The sequence below is a fragment of the Colwellia sp. MB3u-45 genome (assembly GCF_014077005.1).
Lineage (GTDB): Bacteria > Pseudomonadota > Gammaproteobacteria > Enterobacterales > Alteromonadaceae > Cognaticolwellia.
Map to the genome: position 1 here is coordinate 82774 of NZ_JACGVC010000041.1, position 19310 is coordinate 102083.

At 40.0% G+C, this 19310-nt stretch carries 16 protein-coding genes; 3 read left to right on the forward strand and 13 right to left on the reverse strand.

Annotated elements, in window-relative coordinates:
* Positions 1–227 precede the first annotated feature (227 nt).
* Positions 228–1763: an amidase gene (locus H4J41_RS04195; RefSeq protein ID WP_220460950.1), complete on the forward strand. Its 1536-nt coding sequence runs from the start codon at positions 228–230 to the stop codon at positions 1761–1763.
* A gap of 136 nt (positions 1764–1899) precedes the next feature.
* Here the strand turns inward: H4J41_RS04195 and ribBA are convergent, their stop codons facing one another.
* The 11 genes from ribBA to H4J41_RS04250 form a co-directional block, all read right to left on the reverse strand.
* Positions 1900–3009 (reverse strand): bifunctional 3,4-dihydroxy-2-butanone-4-phosphate synthase/GTP cyclohydrolase II, encoded by a 1110-nt coding sequence (ribBA, locus tag H4J41_RS04200; RefSeq protein WP_182136049.1) that lies wholly within the window; start codon positions 3007–3009, stop codon positions 1900–1902.
* Positions 3010–3019: 10 nt separating this feature from the next.
* The gene (locus H4J41_RS04205) at positions 3020–3679 is read right to left on the reverse strand and encodes a riboflavin synthase (protein WP_182136050.1); all 660 of its coding nucleotides are present in this window, start codon (positions 3677–3679) and stop codon (positions 3020–3022) included.
* A gap of 98 nt (positions 3680–3777) precedes the next feature.
* The gene (ribD, locus tag H4J41_RS04210) at positions 3778–4905 is read right to left on the reverse strand and encodes a bifunctional diaminohydroxyphosphoribosylaminopyrimidine deaminase/5-amino-6-(5-phosphoribosylamino)uracil reductase RibD (RefSeq protein WP_182136083.1); all 1128 of its coding nucleotides are present in this window, start codon (positions 4903–4905) and stop codon (positions 3778–3780) included.
* 60 nt (positions 4906–4965) lie between these two features.
* The gene (gene nrdR / locus H4J41_RS04215) at positions 4966–5418 is read right to left on the reverse strand and encodes a transcriptional regulator NrdR (protein ID WP_182136051.1); all 453 of its coding nucleotides are present in this window, start codon (positions 5416–5418) and stop codon (positions 4966–4968) included.
* Positions 5419–5617: 199 nt separating this feature from the next.
* Entirely contained in the window at positions 5618–6874 is a 1257-nt protein-coding gene (gene glyA / locus H4J41_RS04220) for a serine hydroxymethyltransferase (protein WP_182136052.1), read from the reverse strand.
* Positions 6875–8005: 1131 nt separating this feature from the next.
* Positions 8006–8482 carry a DUF4124 domain-containing protein gene (locus tag H4J41_RS04225; protein ID WP_182136053.1) on the reverse strand — a complete coding sequence of 159 codons (477 nt, stop codon included), beginning with the start codon at positions 8480–8482 and terminating at the stop codon, positions 8006–8008.
* A 404-nt stretch (positions 8483–8886) separates the two neighbouring features.
* A complete protein-coding gene (locus tag H4J41_RS17480; RefSeq protein WP_182136054.1) occupies positions 8887–9138 on the reverse strand; it encodes a superinfection immunity protein in 252 nt (83 codons plus the stop codon).
* On the reverse strand, positions 9139–9924 hold the full coding sequence (locus tag H4J41_RS04235) for a MerR family transcriptional regulator (RefSeq protein ID WP_182136055.1): 786 nt from the start codon (positions 9922–9924) through the stop codon (positions 9139–9141).
* Between the two features lie 738 nt (positions 9925–10662).
* Positions 10663–11826: an ABC transporter permease gene (locus H4J41_RS04240; RefSeq protein WP_182136056.1), complete on the reverse strand. Its 1164-nt coding sequence runs from the start codon at positions 11824–11826 to the stop codon at positions 10663–10665.
* Positions 11823–12569, reverse strand: coding sequence for an ATP-binding cassette domain-containing protein (locus tag H4J41_RS04245; RefSeq protein ID WP_182136057.1), 747 nt, complete (start codon positions 12567–12569; stop codon positions 11823–11825). Before H4J41_RS04245 ends, H4J41_RS04240 begins: the two co-directional genes overlap by 4 nt.
* A 3-nt stretch (positions 12570–12572) precedes the next feature.
* A complete protein-coding gene (locus H4J41_RS04250) occupies positions 12573–14072 on the reverse strand; it encodes an alpha/beta fold hydrolase (RefSeq protein ID WP_182136058.1) in 1500 nt (499 codons plus the stop codon).
* 397 nt (positions 14073–14469) lie between these two features.
* On the opposite strand from H4J41_RS04250, the gene H4J41_RS04255 reads away from it, so the two are divergent.
* Positions 14470–14688, forward strand: a complete 219-nt coding sequence (locus H4J41_RS04255) for an EF-hand domain-containing protein (RefSeq protein WP_182136059.1) — start codon at positions 14470–14472, stop codon at positions 14686–14688.
* A gap of 553 nt (positions 14689–15241) precedes the next feature.
* The gene (locus H4J41_RS04260; RefSeq protein ID WP_220460951.1) at positions 15242–15877 is read left to right on the forward strand and encodes a hemolysin III family protein; all 636 of its coding nucleotides are present in this window, start codon (positions 15242–15244) and stop codon (positions 15875–15877) included.
* Positions 15878–15933: 56 nt separating this feature from the next.
* On the opposite strand, the gene H4J41_RS04265 is transcribed toward H4J41_RS04260, so the two are convergent.
* Entirely contained in the window at positions 15934–17133 is a 1200-nt protein-coding gene (locus H4J41_RS04265) for a pyridoxal phosphate-dependent aminotransferase (RefSeq protein WP_182136061.1), read from the reverse strand.
* A gap of 58 nt (positions 17134–17191) precedes the next feature.
* On the reverse strand, positions 17192–19300 hold the full coding sequence (gene ovoA, locus H4J41_RS04270) for a 5-histidylcysteine sulfoxide synthase (protein WP_182136062.1): 2109 nt from the start codon (positions 19298–19300) through the stop codon (positions 17192–17194).
* Positions 19301–19310 lie beyond the last annotated feature (10 nt).

The following is a 19310-nucleotide window of genomic DNA, read 5'->3' on the forward strand; positions in this document are numbered from 1 at the left end:
TCTTAATTCACCGCTAGTAACAAACACGCCATTTGACAAAGCAAATGGCGTACTTCCTTATTCGACACTAAACACAGTACAAATACAGCACAAACACACTTCGTCAAAAATTTTTACCTCTCATGCTAAACCTCACTATCACGTTTAATCACGCTTACCTTTAAGGCTAGACAAGTGGCTTTTTTTAACGTTATATAAGCGTACAAATAATAATAAAAGGAAGTACTATGCGAAGTTTTATTAGCATTATAGCCGCGCTCATGCTCTGCACTTTATCAGCTTGTTCAAAAACAAACATAAATCATCACGAATTAACGGTGACTAAAGTTCACCGCATGATGGAAAATAAACAGCTCACAAGTGAAGAATTGGTCAACTACTACTTAGACCGAATAACCAAAATTGATGACCAAGGGCCACAACTAAACGCTGTAGTTCAGCTAAATAAAAATGCGCTTAAAAGAGCGAAAGAGCTTGATGCGATTTATAAAAAATCAGGCAAAGTAGGACCATTACACGGCATTCCTGTTTTATTAAAAGATAATATCGATACTATTGACGGTATGGCCAATACTGCAGGCTCTTGGGCGTTACAAAACCACTATCCTAAAAATGATGCTTTTTTGGTTCAGCAACTTAAAAATGCTGGTGCGATTATTTTAGGAAAAACAAATTTAAGTGAGTGGGCAAACTTTCGTTCAACCTCGTCGTCAAGTGGTTGGAGTGGCCTATGGGGGCAAAGTAAAAACCCATACGACTTAACTACAAGCCCATGTGGGTCGAGTGCAGGCTCTGGTGTAGCCATTGCAGCAGATCTGGCATTATTGGCTGTAGGCACAGAAACAGACGGCTCTGTAACCTGTCCATCGGCAATAAACGGTATTGTCGGTATCAAGCCTACTTTAGGTACCATAAGTCGAGATGGCATTATCCCTATCGCCCATAGCCAAGATACTGCTGGCCCAATGGCGCGCACAGTCACTGACGCTGTGCTTTTGCTTGACGCATTAACTGCGGTCGACAACAGTGACCATGGTGCACTATCGACTACCACTGATTATATTAGTCATTTAAAAATAGGCGGCATTAAAGGCAAACGCATCGGGGTTGCCCGAAACCTTATGGGTTATCATGGCCAACTTGATGCGGTCTTTGAACAAGCTATTGCCGACTTACAAGCTCAAGGCGGAATTATTGTTGATGCAACTAATTTCACCAATACTGATGCTTGGGGTGACGCAGAGTTTGAAGTGCTGCTGTACGAGTTTAAGCATGGTTTAAATGCTTATCTTGCAGACACAGGTGATAATATCCCTAAGTCACTTGCAGCCTTAATTGCCTTTAATCTTGCACACGAAGATAAAGAAATGCTTTATTTTAAACAAGAAATATTTGAGATGGCACAAGCTAAAGGACCATTAACTGATGAGCGTTACCGTGCAGCCTTACGGCTCGCAAAAAAATCAACGCAAGATGAAGGTATTGATGCCCTCTTGGCTGAACACCAGCTTGATCTGATAATTGCACCAACAACAGGGCCGGCTTGGAAAACTGATTGGATAAACGGTGACCATTATTTAGGCGCAGCGTCTTCTGCTGCGGCCATTTCTGGTTATCCCCATATTACAGTGCCTATGGGCTATGTTCATGGCTTACCTGTTGGTTTATCAATGTTTTCAGGTAAATTACAAGAAGGTAAATTGATTGAAGTTGCCTATGATTATGAGCAATCAACGTTACATAGAAGATCGCCAGAGCTTTAAATATTGTTGACCTGAGTTTCATATGGCATCAAAAAAGCGATTTGAATGACTTCAAATCGCTTTTTTACTTGTCGCACATTAGCGACATCGCACTCACTTGGCAGTGAAGTAGTAACACGATTCACTACAAAATTGTTTACTCAGCAATATATTCCACGACTTCTAAGCCAAAGCCTGAAAGCGAGTGATATTTCGTTTGTGAACTTAATAAGCGCATTTTACTGACACCTAGATTAGCTAAAATTTGCGATCCAACACCAACGTTACGTGAACCGACATGACGTTGCACTTCTTTCACGGTTTCACCCGCGTCAAGCTTAGCGTATTTCTGTACTTGGGCAATAAGCTCCATAGGTGACTCGTGCTTGCCTAATAAGACTAATACACCACCTTCTTTGCCAATTTTTTCCAGCGCACTCGACATTGGCCATTTAGCGACACTTTCACGTTGACTCAATAATAAGTCTTTAAAGGTATTTTCTAAGTGCACACGCACTAATGTTGGCTCTTCAGGCTTAATTTCACCTTTGGTTAAGGCAAAGTGTGCTTGACCATCAATAGTGTCTTTAAATACGGTTAAATCAAAATCACCAAATTCGGTCGGTAATTTACACTTTGAAATCCGTTCAATCGTAGTTTCATTGGCATTACGATATTCAATTAAATCGGCAATAGTCCCCATTTTTATGCCATGTTTTTCAGCAATAATTTCTAGGTCTGGACGACGCGCCATGGTGCCATCTTCATTTAATATTTCAACAATAACCGCTGCAGCTTCAAAGCCAGCTAAACGCGCTAAATCAACACCGGCTTCGGTATGACCCGCACGGTTTAACACGCCACCATCTTTGGCAATCAGTGGAAAAATATGGCCGGGCTGCACAATCGAGTTATGATCAGCGTCTTTACCAACCGCCGCTAAAACGGTTGTGGCACGATCAGCGGCAGAAATACCGGTAGTTACGCCTTCAGCCGCTTCAATAGAGACAGTGAAATTAGTGGTGAACTGGGCGTCGTTTTTATCGACCATTAACGGTAATTTTAACAACTCGCAACGCGCTGCCGACATTGGCATACAAATAAGACCACGACCATGTGTTGCCATAAAGTTTATCGCTTCAGGCGTTACTTTTTCTGCCGCCATAATGAAGTCACCTTCATTTTCGCGATCTTCATCATCCATTAAGATGACCATTTTACCTTGAGCTATATCGTCGATAATCTCTTGTGGCGTATGTAAATTCATGACAACCTCTTTATTTAATAAAACCATTACGCGCTAATAACGCATGCGTAACACCTGACGACTCTTGCTTGCCAGTTGTTTGCTTGGTAAGTAATCTTTCTAGGTAGCGGGCAATTAAATCAACTTCTAGATTAACTTTAGTGCCCACTTGGTATGTACTGATAATTGTTTGACCTGTGGTATGTGGAACAATCGTTAAGCGAAATTGATCGGCGCTTAAACTATTGACCGTTAAGCTAGTACCATCAATAGTCACTGAGCCTTTTTCTGCAATATAGGCTGATAGTTCTGCCGGCATAGTTAACCAATAATCTATGCTATTGCCCTTATGTTCAATGGCGCTAATTTCACTCACCGCATCAACGTGACCCGACACCATGTGGCCACCGAATCGTGTGGTAGGTAGCATAGCTTTTTCAAGATTAACGCTAGCACCCATTTTATAATGTGCGAAACCAGTACGTGTTAAGGTCTCGCTAGATACATCAGCGCTAAAGCTGGTGCTATCCAAGGCAACAACGGTTAAACAAATACCATTGGTTGCAATTGAGTCGCCTAATTTAACATCTGATAAGTCTAATTTTGCCGTATTAATGGTGACGCGCGCGCCATCGCCTGAGCTATTAATTGCTTTTAAATGCCCTACGGCTTCTATAATGCCTGTAAACATATTATGTCTCGTCGCCTGTATAGCTTATTATTTATTATTTATTATTACCGCTGACCCTATTTGGCCTGAGCCTAGTTTGGCCAATCAAAGCCTTCACGTTAACGACTAAACTTTGCCGTTATCCTAATATCTTTACCCACCATACGAATATCATTTATATCAAGGTTTTTAGCCGCTGATAGCTGCAATATTGCGGGCATATTAAGTAGGCTTTTACCCTCACTACCGATAAGTTTTGGTGCTTGGTAAAGTACCAGTTCATCAACTAAGTTTGCGCTAATAAAAGCGCCCGCTAGCTTAGCGCCTGACTCAATTAAAATGTCATTCAAGCCTTGTTGAGCCAAGTAAGCTAATAATAAACTGAGATCGATATATTCACTATCGACCGCTTTAGAAATAATCACTTGTTCTACAAAATGTGGCCAAGTATGGCTATTTTCAATAGTTTGTCGAATTAATATTATTTTACTGCTGGTTTTAAAAACAGCAAGATCCGGTGTTAAGCGATTTTTACCATCAATAATAATACGAACTGGCTGCCTAATATCTGCTTTTGCATAACGCTGCTTTAGCTCACCTAATGCATGCCAACGGACATTCATTTTAGCATTGTCAAAAATAACAGAATCGGCGCCACAAATAATGCCACAACTTTGTGCTCTGAGTCGCTGGACATCAGTGCGGGCTTCACTTGAGGTTATCCACTGGCTTTCACCACTGGCCATAGCCGTTTTTCCGTCCAAGCTTGCCGCTAATTTACAACGAACATAAGGTAATTGGGTGGTCATTAAGTGAATAAAACCAGGGTTTAATGCCCGAGCATCTTGTTCAAGCAAACCAAACTGTGTGGTTATTCCTGCCTCAGTTAACAACTCAAGGCCACGACCCGAAACTCTTGGATCCGGGTCCACCATAGCGGCAATAACATGGCTCACTTGTGCTTTAATCAGCGCTTGTGCACAAGGCGGTGTTAAACCAAAATGACTACACGGCTCTAGCGTGACATAAGCAGTGGCACCTTTGGCTTTGCTTCCCGCCTGTTTTAGTGCATAAACTTCAGCATGCCCTTGCCCTGCTTTTTGATGAAAACCTTCACCAACCACTTCGCCCTTCAACACAATGACACAACCCACACGAGGATTAGGCGAGGTGGTAAAATGGCCACGCTTTGCCAAGCTAATGGCGCGCTGCATAAATTGATGATCTTTTAACGAAAAATGGCTCATTACTGGACTCAAAATTAAACTATGATGGCGCTTAAGCTATATGCCGATCGAACTAATTATTTATTCATCACCTAAACGGGCAATTTCTTCACCAAACTCTTTAATATCTTCAAACGAGCGATACACTGAAGCAAAGCGAATATAAGCAACTTTATCTAACACCTTTAGCTGTTCCATAATAATGGTACCCAGCATTTCACTTGACACTTCGCGCTCGCCTGTTGCTCTAAGTTGTGATTTGAGTTTATTAATCGACAACTCTATTTGTTCGGTGCTGACCGGCCTTTTTTCTAATGCACGTAATAAACCGTTACGCATTTTATCTTCGTTAAAAGGTTCGCGAGAACCATCACGCTTAATAATGCGTGGCATCACTAACTCAGCACTTTCAAAGGTGGTATATCTTTCATGGCACGCTAAACATTCACGACGACGACGGACTTGGTGACCATCTGACACTAAACGTGAATCGATAACTTTAGTCTCGTTGGCTGAACAAAAGGGGCAATACATGGATGAGTTCCAAAGTTAACAGGTCATGAGCAATTTAATCTTGGTATGTTAATTGAAAACACTGCATTAAGCCAAATAGTTTGCGATTAATGGCAAACGAGTACTAGCCCAATAAAAAACAGTTAAAAAAAATGGCCACTAAGGTGGCCATTTTAAGTGTAATCAGGAAATAACACGATTATTTAAAAGCTAAATATAATTACTTATAAACCGGGAAGCGAGCACAAAGCTCACTAACGCCGGCTTGAACTTTAGCGATCACGGCTTCGTTGTTGATATCATCTAAAATATCACAAATCCAACCTGTAGTTGTTTTGGTTTCTTCAACGCCAAAACCACGACGAGTAATAGCTGGTGTACCTAAACGTAGGCCAGAAGTCACAAAAGGTGAACGTGGATCATTAGGTACAGAGTTTTTATTCACTGTGATATGAGCACGACCTAATGCGGCATCAGCATCTTTACCCGTAATATCTTTATCAATTAAATCAAGCAATAATAAATGGTTATCTGTGCCATTAGAGACAACTTTATAACCACGTTCTTGTAATACCGCCACCATAGCTTTAGCATTATCTAACACGTTTTGCTGATAGACTTTAAACTCTGGCGCTAATGCTTCTTTAAATGCTACGGCTTTTGCGGCAATAACATGCATTAATGGTCCACCTTGACCACCAGGAAATACCGCGCTGTTCAATTTTTTATAAACTGCTTCGTCATCACAACCCGAAACAATTAAGCCGCCACGTGGGCCTGCTAATGTTTTGTGAGTTGTTGTCGTTACAACATGGGCATGTGGCACTGGGTTAGGGTATAAACCCGCAGCAACTAAACCGGCAACGTGAGCCATATCAACGAAAAAGTAAGCACCGACTTTATCGGCGATTTCACGCATACGAGCCCAATCAACCACACCAGAAAAGGCTGAGAAACCACCAATGATCATCTCTGGTTTATGCTCTAGTGCTAAACGTTCTAATTCAACATAATCAATATCACCGGTTTCAGGGTGCAAACCGTATTGAAAAGCTTCATATGACTTACCCGAAAAGTTTACGTGTGAACCATGCGTTAAGTGACCGCCATGCGCTAAACTCATACCTAATACTTTGCCACCTGGAGAAACTAAGGCTTGGAAAACAGCAGCGTTTGCTTGTGAACCGGCATGTGGCTGCACGTTAGCATAAGTGGCGCCAAATAATTCTTTTGCGCGATCAATAGCCAGTTGCTCGGCAATATCAACATACTCACAACCACCGTAATAACGCTTACCTGGGTAACCTTCGGCGTATTTATTCGTCAGTTGTGAACCTTGAGCTTCGAGTACACGTGGACTACAGTAGTTTTCCGAAGCGATGAGTTCAATGTGTTCTTCTTGACGAACAACTTCGTTACTCATTGCTTGATAAAGTTCTGGATCAAAATCAGCAATATTCATATCACGTGTAAACATGTTATATCCTCAAATAGTCTGCCATTGGCAATACTGGGGGTTGGCTTTAGTTCTAAATTAATTGCGGCATATTTTGCCTGAACTTGCTGAGCTTGTACACGATAAAACCGTGCTCTCTTAGTTCATTTTGCAATCGAATATACTTTGCAGTTAGCTGTAAAAGTTTTTAGTACTAACATCAACAAATAGTTGAAACTAATATACTGCTTTAAAAGTGCAAAAACAATAAATTTAATTCACTAATCCATGGCTATACCCGAATTAAATACAAATAAATAAAAATAACTTGTAAATTATTCGACATTAACAATACTTAGTTGTGTTAACTCGACCCTGCGCTTACCCTGGTGGCAAGGCGCTATTATCCACCTAAGCCCAAACTCGAATAATAAACGCAAGCATGACTCAAACATTTAAGGCCAATAAAGCGTTACCCCTTGAGTTGGCGCAAAAGCTGAGTAATGCGCGCGTATAGTTAACACGATTTATTGAAGCGGCTTGTTTTGAATCGCAGAGTTGGTTTCAAAGCTATTGCTCATAGGATGTAGCCGTCTTTAATGCTGGTTAACCCTACCAAGACAATGAATCAATATGCCTTGCTTGCTTACTAAATAAATAACTCAATGGCTCTTTAGAAGGGTTATCCACTTAGCCCAACTGACCACTACATATTGTGTTTACTAGATTTAACCTCGTCGATCACTTATGCCACAGGCTGTGTGAAAACTCTCAGAGTAAGATTTTTATGCGATGCTACATGAATTAACAGCTGGCTTTACCTCAAACGTACTACAAAATTTAATCTATGGAGCCTTTTTACGTTGATATTATCCAATTACGCAAGTTCGAAATAGTTTTCACACAGGCTGGCCACATTTGAGAATTTATACTGAAAATTTTTGTATGTTTTGATCTGCAGCGGACATGGATGAATAAAACCATTACGCTAGCAACTTCCTGATAGCGTACGTTCTCCATAGATGAAAAAATCCGTTTCTTGATGATAACTTTTTGCCAATACCCCGTTAAGTCTGAATGCGAACTAAGCCACCATAGCGGTCATATATATTTTTTGGTGTTGTATTTTCAATCTCAATAACAGCGCTAGTAAATGTTAAAATAAGATAATAATTATTTTTTTAAATCATTTATTTTTGACTTTAATTTATTGATATTGGTAGTTGAAGTATCTATTAATGACTGATATTTATTTGTTACCGCAAGCATCTCAGTACTCAAGGCATCTTGGTAAATAGCTCCAGCTAAGTTATTGTTAGCACTGTAAGTGCGAGCCTTAAGCACATTTAATTCTCTTACCATTTTCTTTTGGTATTTCTTAATATTAGCTTCAGAGCGTTTTATCTTATTGCTGATAATATGTGATTTGATAATGTAGTCATTATTACTGGTAGTGGATTGAGGTTGCTTTTGGGGTGACTTGATAGAATTAGACATTACATCTAATATTATTACCTTCTCAGGTTCGCCATCGCCGCAAGGCATTTGGCTATATTTAATTACCCCATCAACAGTACATTTATATACTGTTCCCGCTAACGTTTTATTAACCAATATCATTGATAATATAAATAAAACCACCTTGATCATGACTATATCCCTGTCAATTTTTAATATTAAATAAGATAGCACTTACAATATTAAACACAAATCATTTAGGCGAAAAATCACCGTTAGTAACTCACAGGCTACCGTCTGCTGTGAGCTGTGAGCCATAGCAACCAAACCACTTTGACTGGCTCCTGAGCCACCACAGCGGTCGTTCATCATTTAGTACTAACAAAATCAATACTTCTGCTCATATCCAATAAATAGATATTTTTGCTATCACCCCCCATAATCAGGCTGATCCACAATCAGGAAAATAAGCACACTGTATGTTGAATAAACCTAACTTCAAGAGCTAAAAAAGAGCAGTTTAACTTTATTAAAATTTTGTGGTGATAGTTGACGCTTTAATACTTGCAATCCACAGCGGGACATTTCGCTATTTTTTAATTTTCAGCTTCCACTTTGGAAGTATATTTAGCAATGGTTTTACCACTTATTGCCCATACCAAAACGCCTCCCCAAGCAATGAAAGATAAACCTGCTGGAATACAGGCCAACACTATCAGCTTAAATTGCTTCCGATTAAAGATTAATGCAAGCATCGCAGGGAGAAACCAAAGAATAAATACTCCGACTAACACAAGCGCTATAAAGGCATAGTTTTCACTTATTAATACTTTGTTTAATATATCCACCTACTTATTTCCCTTTAAATTACGTTCCGCATAATAAATCATTGCTGCACGGGCATGTTCAGCATAACCTTCCCCATAATGCTCACAAAGTTCGTTCATTTCTGACATATCCACACTGTTGGCCATTTGTATATAGCTGTCAAAACTAATGCCCGTAAAATCTTCAACTATAAGGCTCGACATATGATTGATACTTTTATAGTGTTTGTCAGTCAACTCTTGCACTTCTTTACTATCTATCGGTTGACCGATTGTCTTTGCAAAAGCTTTTGTGATTTCAAGACTCTCTTCTTGTAGTTCCTGTGCATCCTCCTCACTTAATTTAGCAAAATTTTGTACACTTTCTTGAACCTTTTCTTCCCCTACCCGAGAGCGAGTCATAGCATCCCATCGCTCTACTTTATCTTTAGGGATGTCTTGAAAAAAGATATCCAAATTTTTCTTCGCTTGTAAATTATTCATAGTCGCCTCAATACTGTTAATCATTAAAGAAATTGATTGTTGACGTTCTACTAACATCACTCTTTGTTCAGATAGGACTTGATGTAAGTCTTGACCTTTAGCGTTGAGTAAATTCTTAATGTCTTCAATACTAAAGTCCAAGGCACGGTAGATTAAAATTTGCTGTAAAATAACTAAGTGCTTTTGACCATATGTTCGATAGCCGTTATCAGGTTGACGCATTGGTACCAGCAACCCCTTATGATCATAATAATGTAAGGTTTTTACGCTAACATCAGCCAACTTGCTTAACTGACTTACACTATATATTTTGGCATCAACCATATTATTTCTACCCATTAAAGTTGTGATGTTTTGTAACTTCGTCCTACATTGCCAATGTTCAACTATGACCTAGGGTGAGAGTCAACCAGTATTTATTGTATTAAATGTAACAATCCAAACGTAAGGCAATAACACGCCCTTAAAAGCCGGAGGTAGTAATAGATTAATTGAACCGCCCAGACTACATTAATATTGAATGTCTAAAATGCTAATATTTGTATCTTAGCAAGCATGTGGTAAGTTGGATATTCCAAAGAACAAAGATCTTTTTGTGGTAATAGCTCGCTTTCAAATATGAAATCTCACCGGCAGCAATGAGCTTGCAGCAGTCATAGATTTTGTTCTAATTCTCTAACTGTATTTTGCTTTTTTGATCATGAAGTGAGTCTCAAACCGATTTTGGTAACGTCCACTATGCGAATTATTATTAGGTTGGCTATCGACCTGCTTAGGTCAACTAACGAGTGTAATGTTGACCTATGCAAACACTCACAATTCTAAATCCTAACTTCTTCTTTGCGCACAAACAAAACCTAAAGGACAAAAGAAAGGAACCACAACATGTAGTGGTTGGTCGGGCTAAGTGGACAGCCCTTTTATTTAGCCACTTTACACTGGCTTTTATTTGCTAACTAATGCCACTTACCTGATGCTTTTTATACCCGCTTAACCATAGCCGTTCCACTTCGAGCTTTATCTTGTTATGGAACGGCTCTATCTGTTACTAACTTATTGTGACTAACTTAACGACATCACCACTTTTTCAGAGGTCAATCGTTTCGCCAAAATTAACACCAAGACTACCGTTAACGCGATAGTGGCTGCACTGGTAAATAGCAAGGCACTCCAATCAATAGCTAAGCCTTTAAACACATCTTCCATCAACAATGACTGACCAGAGATTGGCATCCAATCGATCCAAGCAGGCTTATCGTCCATCATCATTAAAGCAAAAGGAATAAAACTAGGCACCATAATCAACATGGTCACGGTTGATTGTGCTTCTTTAAAGCTCTTGGCCTGAAAGGCGAATAATAGCTGTAGTGCCGCGGCGAGAAAGCAAATAGGTACCAATAACAACAACAATATAACAAAGGTACTGGCGTCAATACTAAAGGTTGCCCCTATTTTAGTTAGGTCAACAAAGTTCATCGCCACTGAGGTCAACACCAGCATTAATATAATGGAGATAATTGAAATAGAGCTGGCACAACTCAACTTCGCCAGCACTATTTTCAAGGTACTTACCGGCTGACACAGCAGCATTTCTAAAACATTACGCTCTCGTTCACCTGCGCTCGAATCAATCGCCACGGGTAAACCCGACATAAACGCCGCCATCATTAAATAAACCCCTAAAATAAGTGAGATCATCACCGCATTGCTACTCGGCAGTGAGGTGTCTTGCTCAAGCAGTTTAATGGGTTGCAATAATTTAGTGTCTATACCGCGCACTAATAGCCGTTTGTAACCAATAGTTAACGAGTGTTCGCTAATAACGGCTTTAATTCGGCGAATAGGTGACGTTAACGATTTCTCGTTATAATCAGCGCGCAAAGTTAATTCAATCGGCTTACCTGCTGCCATATCCGCAATGAATGTCTCAGGAATGCTGAGTTCAATATTACGCTCATTCCAATTACGCTCTTCATCTGCAGGTACATCAGCAAAAGATAAAATATTCTCGTCTTTTAGGGCGTTAATCAGTTTTGGTGCATGCTGCTCGCCACTATATTTTACATAAACTGGCGGGTTGTCGACCGCTTCTTTAATCGCGACTTTTAACATGACCATGATCATGACCGGCATCAATAAAGCCATGCTCATCGCGACCATTAATGCGCGCCGGTCGCGAAAAGCTTCTTTAAATTCTTTTACCATTAAGGCTTTTAATTGCATCATGCGGCGACTCCTTCATCAGAGCCTATGAGTTTCACGAAGGCTTCTTCCAATAAACTTTCTCCGGCTAAATCACACAACTCTTGTGGTGTACCTTGGGCCGCTAACTTACCGTTTGAAACAATGATCACGCGATCGCATAAGGCAGCAACTTCTTGCATAACATGTGAGGAGAATAAAATGCAGTGACCTTTGGCTTTGAATTTAGCTAAGTGGTTACGCAACACGCGCGTACTCATCACATCTAAACCACGGGTGGGTTCATCAAGTACAAAATTTTTTGGTTGATGAACTAACGCCTGAGCCAAGGTCACTTTCATGCGCTGACCTTGTGAAAACCCCACCGTTTTACGATGCGCTAATTCACTCATTTCTAAATCAGATAGAATTTGCTCAATGGCGGCATGCTTTTTTGCGCCTTGCATGCCATGAATACTGGCAAAATAATCAATTTGTTCATAAGCGGTTAAGCGCTCATACAAGCCAAATTTATCGGGAAATATGCCTAATAGTTTTCTAGCTTTAATTGGCTCTTCTGTTACTTTAATACCATCAATGGTCGCATAACCTTCATCGGCACGAAGTAAACCATAAAGCGTACGTAAACAGGTAGTTTTGCCCGCTCCGTTAGGGCCTAATATGCCGGTAATTTCACCATCTTTTGCGATAAATGATAGGCCGTCTAGCGCTTTAACGGTATTTTTCTTGCTGACAAAACTTTTATGTAAATTATTAACTTCAATCATGATTTATTCCTTTGCTTTTGTTGGCATAGCGTTAGAGGTTACTTGAGGTACACCACCACCGTTTAGCCCGACCATAAATGACTCATCAGGAATTTCTTCAAGACATGACTCATCAAGTTCCTTTGGCGTTTGTTGCTCTAAAAATTGATTAACGATTTTAATACCACAAGCTGTTGAGGCAACGATATGCGCGTTGTTTTTGGCAATAATATGATGACTATTGGGTAAATGCGCGTCAGACTTTTCGCCATTACTGGCCGGCGTGACCGGGTCTAATGCACCTGACATGATCAGGGTTGGAATATCCGCACTAACCGTTTGATAAAAATCGTCGCTCGGTTGATAGCTTGGCCAAACAGCACACACTTTTCCAATCATAGTTAAGCTCATGCCTTTAGCGAAACTATTGTCGGCATCGTCAGCTTTCATACCGGCAGATATTCTGGGATAGTCTTCATTGCAAACAATATTAAAATGCAAAGCTATATAAATACCCATGCCACCTTCACTTTGAGCAATAACACCCGCCAATGGCTTATAGTTACCTAAATAGGCTTGATGAATTAACAGCGGCACTAGGCTGCGTGTTTCCATCGAGTAAAGTTGCATTTGTATGGTTGAAATGAATTTATCATTACTAATGATAAAGGCGGTATTAGTACCTAATCTTGGATGGTCAATTTCTACCGTCACCTGTGCTTGCGATAATTTATTGGTGATGGCGGCAAACTCATTTGCCAATTCTGGGTATTGTGCCGCACAACTTAGTTCGTTCTGACAGTTTTCAACCAGCTTAATAAAGGACTGCTCTGCGCTTTTACCAAATAAGCCAATAGGCACTTCGATTGGGCCAACACTGTCAAGTACCACACTTTTTAACGAATTTGGGAACATACGCATATAAACCAAACCGGCACGGGTGCCATAAGAGCCACCGTAAATATGTACTTGTTGATGACCTAACGCCGCTCGCACCGCCTCAAAATCTCGAATCGAATTTTCTGAGTTATATTGGCTTAAATCTCCCGTAAGCTGCGCTAGACATTGCTCAATATCAGTAAGGGCAAAATCTTCAGGTATACTGGTGTAGGGATCAAGCTCTAGTGAGTCTGTACATTGCAGAGGGTGTGACTGGCCTGTGCCGCGTTGGTCAATAAGAATTAAATCGCGGGTTTTTCTAATCTCGTTAAAGCCGCGAAAAATATGGCTAGCCAGCTCAGTTGCGGCTTGACCCGGGCCACCGGCCAGAAACATTAGCGGGTGTTTTTCTTGACTATTATCTATTGCCGGTAACAGCACAAAATTTATATCAATTTTTACGCCATCTGGTTTTTCATAATTCTCTGGTGTAACTAAAGTGCCGCACTGTACTTGTTGTCTAATACCCTCTATATAACAGCTTGTTAATGTTAATGGCTGTTTTACATTATTCTCAGCCCAACTGCTGTTGGTTATTGCAATGAGTAAACTTGCACTCAATAAACCTTTCCAATTTATTTTCATTTTATCTTCCCTTTAAAACCTTGACTGCATAGTCTTATCATTGGCGATTCTATTACATCTTTTTTTTTAAAAATTTCATTCAAACTATGTTTAATGGCTAACACGACCGACTACCGCGAGATAGAGCCGCTAAGAAGTTAACACATAACCAAGTTGCTAAGCGCTAAATAAAGTAAAAATAGTTAATTGAAAAGTAACATGACTTGCTGTGATATTTATCATGCTAAAGAGCGATCATCATGCTATTCGATATCAGCAATGCCCTTTGCTCTATAAAAATAGCCTTATGTGGCAAAAACACACGATTGCACGAAATAACAGAATTAATCATTCACATAGTCCTAAAATAACGATAAAGTCTATTGTAAGTATTATTCGCCAGATAAGAGGATGACTGATGGAATTAAATCAGTGGGTAGATGAATTATTTGAATTGTTTGATGAAGATAAAGACGGTGTTATCAATCGAAGTGAGTTTGTCGAATTAATTGACTGCTTGCTACAAGATAAAGGCATTCGTATGTGTGAAACCATATTCAATCGCTTTGATAAAAATCATGACAACTCAATTTCCAAAGATGAGTTACGTGAAATGGTTATCGATCTAGCACTATAGTGCTTATTTGCGCTTGTATATCGCTCGCTATATAAGCGCACTTTTATCGTCTTGACGACTAACCTTTAACCTATTGATTTTAAAGATATAAATAAAAAATATAACTTATCTTTAAAACATAGTACTGAATTTTCAACCCTTTGCTACCCGTTTATGGATAGTGCTTGTGCTGTTATTGACACAATTTTTTTCTAAAAAAAATTATTCAAACGCGCTTTCTTAGCCACCTTTTTCAAGTCACTTTTCTCCGCCTTTATTATACCAATTTCATTAAGTTATTGCCCACTTGTGCTGGTTAAAATACACCAAGGCTACGGTGCTCTCAATCACAATAGCCAGCTATTGCTCAATCAAACGTCTTGCCCAGATGCATTTTCTCTGCGCACAACAAGATCACAAATTTAATGAAAGTGGTATTACTCAACAATGATGAAACCATGTGAGCTTTTGTACATGTGCATAAGCTTAAAGGTCAGACCTCTAGTATTTAGATCCGTGCTTTGCTATTATAATCAGCGTACGCGTGTACACTGAAATGGGAATATATTATAACGTGCAAACTCAAGATTACGGCTTAGTGGAAGAAATTGTCAATGCAGTTAGTCACGGACTGGCAGCATTGCTTAGTGTGGCCGGCTTAACACTTTTAGTCACCTTAGCCTGGATACAAACTGACATGGTTAAAGTCTTCAGTTTTAGTATTTATGGCGCTAGTCTGGTTTTACTGTTTAGTGCCTCAACACTTTATCATGCGCTATTACATGAAAAGGCAAAAAGAGTTTTTAAGCTACTCGATCATTGTGCGATTTATTTATTGATTGCCGGCACATATACCCCGCTGATGCTAGTTACATTAGCTGATGACATTGGCCCGCTAATGTTGGCTATTATTTGGGGGTTAGCCATTTTAGGTATCGCTTTTAAAATTAAGTTTGGTAACAAATATAAAAAGTTATCGCTATCAACCTATTTAGGTTTGGGTTTAATTTCCCTAACCTTTATACATAAACTCAATGCTAAACTTGCCTATGAAGGTATGATTTTACTGGCTTTGGGTGGTATTATTTATGGCTTGGGTACTATTTTTTACGTCAGAAAAGACAAGCAATATAGTCATGCTATTTGGCATGTTTTTGTATTTTTAGCCGCTTTGTGCCACTTTTTTATGATGTTTTTTTACGTACTTTAACGAACTAAAAAGTAACAGCTGACAGTTATAAGCTGTTAGCTGTTAGCTGTTAGCTGTTAAGCGCTATCGATACTTGTTGTTAGTAAATAATCTTCAAATATTTCTAGTGTGTTAGCTAAGCTCTTTTGGCCTAAACCTAAGCGAAAATAATTACCTGAAAGTCCAAAAAGCTCACTTGGCAGCGCTAATATACCGCTTTGCTTGGCAAGTTTATGTGACCAGGATATTATTGAGTCGATATTTTTAACCTCAACTAGTGTGAGGATACCTGCCTGAGGCTGATGCCAATGTAATTTTTCTGGGTGTCGGGCAACAAGTGCCGAAAAAAGCGCTATATTGTCGGCAATAAGCTGATTATTGCGGGTTAAAATTTCTTGGCTATTTTGCAATGCCAGCAGCGCTAATTTTTCATCAATTTTCGAGCAGCAAATAGAATGAACAGCTTTAATTGCCATTAAACTTTGCAGTAATGTCTTATCAGGCGTTACCGCCCAACCAATACGAACGCCAGCCAATCCTAAGCTTTTAGACATCACACCCACCACAATACTTTTTGGGTAGTCTAAATAACCATGAGCTAGAGCTAAATCATAGTAATTGCTAGCTTGTGAAACATCATCACTTAACAAGTAACACTGATAATGCTGCGCCAGTTGCAGTATTTGCTCAGCAAGTTCACTGTCGATAACACTACCCGTTGGGTTATGTGGTGAATTCAGCACAATAAGCTGGGTTTTTTTATTCATCACTTGCTTAAAATCGTCAATATTGGCTTGCCAATGGTTGTCAGCGCAAAGTGCTATTTCTCTAACGATAACGCCCATCGACTTGGCCATACTGACCAAAGACGGATAACTGGGTGTCATGACAACTATTTCATCACCGGCACTTAACACAGCTTGATAAATGGCTGAAAGGGCTTCCTGCGCGCCGCAAAATGTCACTGCGCTATCGGCCGTTATTAATCGGCTATGGCAGTTTAAACCTTGGTGAAACTTAACGATTTCTTGCCGCAACACCTCATCACCTTGAACAGGCGAGTAGCTTAAAAGTGTTGCGCCAATAGGGTCTGTTTCAACAGCGCTTATAGTTAGATTATCAGTACCTAAACTGCTAGCGCCTAAACCTGCAGTGCCAAGCTGACACAACTGAGCTAATGTCAAAGCCTGTGCGGTTGAATCACTTAAATTATGCTGTATATAACCCGCAAGACTTTGACTATAAGCAATATGTTTAGGCAGTGAGTAAGTTGGCATAGGTTAGCTATTCTTCTTTATGTAAATGCTTATGTAAATACGGCTATAAATAAGCAAGCTATTTTGCTCGCCAAACGCTGAGCTGACAGTGAGATACATTGAAATTACGCGCAGAGTCTGCGACAACGCGCGGCAATTCTTTGGTCGCTACAAGGTCAAACTCATCATTGAGCTCACTGGTTAAGGCATCAATACCTGATAAGTTTTCACCATTAACTTTCACGCCACTTAGCCATTTAGCTTTATCTGTTGTCTGTAACTGATAATGGTAATCCGAAATAATAATCAGTAACCCTGAAGGGTTTAAACGGCTTACGGCATTAGCCAATAAACGCTTAGGATCGTAACTCTGCTCCAAAGCATTTTGAATCAAAATAACATCATAGTGCTTAAAGTTATCTTTGAGATTACAACCGTCTGCCTGACTGAACAATATCCGATCATTATTAGCCTGTTTGACCTTTTCCGCTAGGGTAATTTCATTATACTCGCAGATATCTCCTTCAATCGTATGGGTATAACGGACACTAGCACCGGTTTGTAATTGCACACCATATTGAATGGTGCGCGCAGAGAAGTCTACCGCATCAATATGTTGAAAAGATCGACTCAGTTCAAAGGCTACTCGCCCAACACTACAGCCTAAGTTAAGTAAACGCTCAGTCGCAATATTTTCAGCGGCGATAAAACGCTCTACCTGTTGTGCTATTTGTTGACCATAATTTTCATGGCCAAGCACATTAGCGCCGAAATAACATTCAAGCTGCTGGCAAATATCTTTACTTGTTTCATATTTATTCACCGCTGCCGGTGGTTTTTCTGCATGCTCACTAACCACATAGCGAAAGCCTGCATGCTGATAAAAATGTCGACGAAAGGCATAGCGTGAAGAGGCTAAAGTTTCATTGCCCGTAGAGATCCAAGACCCGCCTTTAATTAAGTTATGCTTGCCGTCGAAAGTCGGTGTCGAAAAGTCGTCGTATAAAGGGTGAACATTAAAGCCAGCAAAGCCGTCAATGGCTGATTCAGTCCACTGCCAAGTATTACCAATAACATCAAAAAATTCACCCTGCTGATGTCGGTTAACTGGGCATGATGAGGCTTGATAAGCTAAATCAATATTACCTGGCACCTCGGGCCACTGGTGTTGGTCACCAGCAACATGCTCACGAAGACAATACCACTGGGCTTCCGTAGGTAAACGAATAAAACCTGTGGTCGTTTTCTGTCGCCACTGGCAAAACGCTTTTGCTTCTAAGTAATTAACTTCTACTGGCCAATCTAATGGCAAAGGCATTTCACTTGTTAAGTTACGCTGAGCATATTCGCCATTGCTATAACGCCAAAACCTCGGCATTTCAGCTTGAGTAAATTCCAGCCATGCTTGTCCTTCTTCGCACCAAAACTGCTCTGAGCGATAGCCACCGGCGACAACAAAGGCCATGAATTCATCATTGGATACTAAAAATTTAGCGGCACTGAAGTTTTCAACATCGACGTCTTGATGACCATATTCATTATCCCAGCCAAAGGTTTTGTCATCTGCTTTTTTTCCTAACGACAAGTGTTGAGACTTAACCGGTATTAATTGGTTTTCAGGTGCCACTGATGAATGTAAACACGGCTGCCATTGCTCTTGGCTTGTTAACCACTTTAATGGCAACATACGCATAATCACTGATGACGTTTCAAGATGAATACGTTCGTGCTCGCAGCCCATCAATATCATCCAGGCTAACGAGTCTTGCGTAATAGGTAAACTCAACTCCATATTATCAATCAAATCGAGTACTAAATCGTAAACTTGCTGGCGATAAGTTCGAACTTCATCAACACTTGGCCAGTCATAGTGTTCGCTATTAAGATCGTCCCAACTCATTTCATCAACACCGACCGCGCAAATAGCTTCTAAACGACTATTGACTCGCTGTTTAATATATTTACCCAGTATCAGCTTATTGACATAAAAAGTTGCGGTATGGCCAAAATAAAAAATTAACGGGTGGCGTAACCGTTCTGGCCTTAAAAAATAGGCATGGTCGTGATTGATAAGTGAGAATAATGACTCATATGTCGACCAAGTATTTTTAAAGTATGCCGTTAACTCTTGTCGCTTTTCTGCTGTCGAGTTGCCATCAAGTGTTGGGGTATTTAATTGTTTTATCATTTAATTCTTC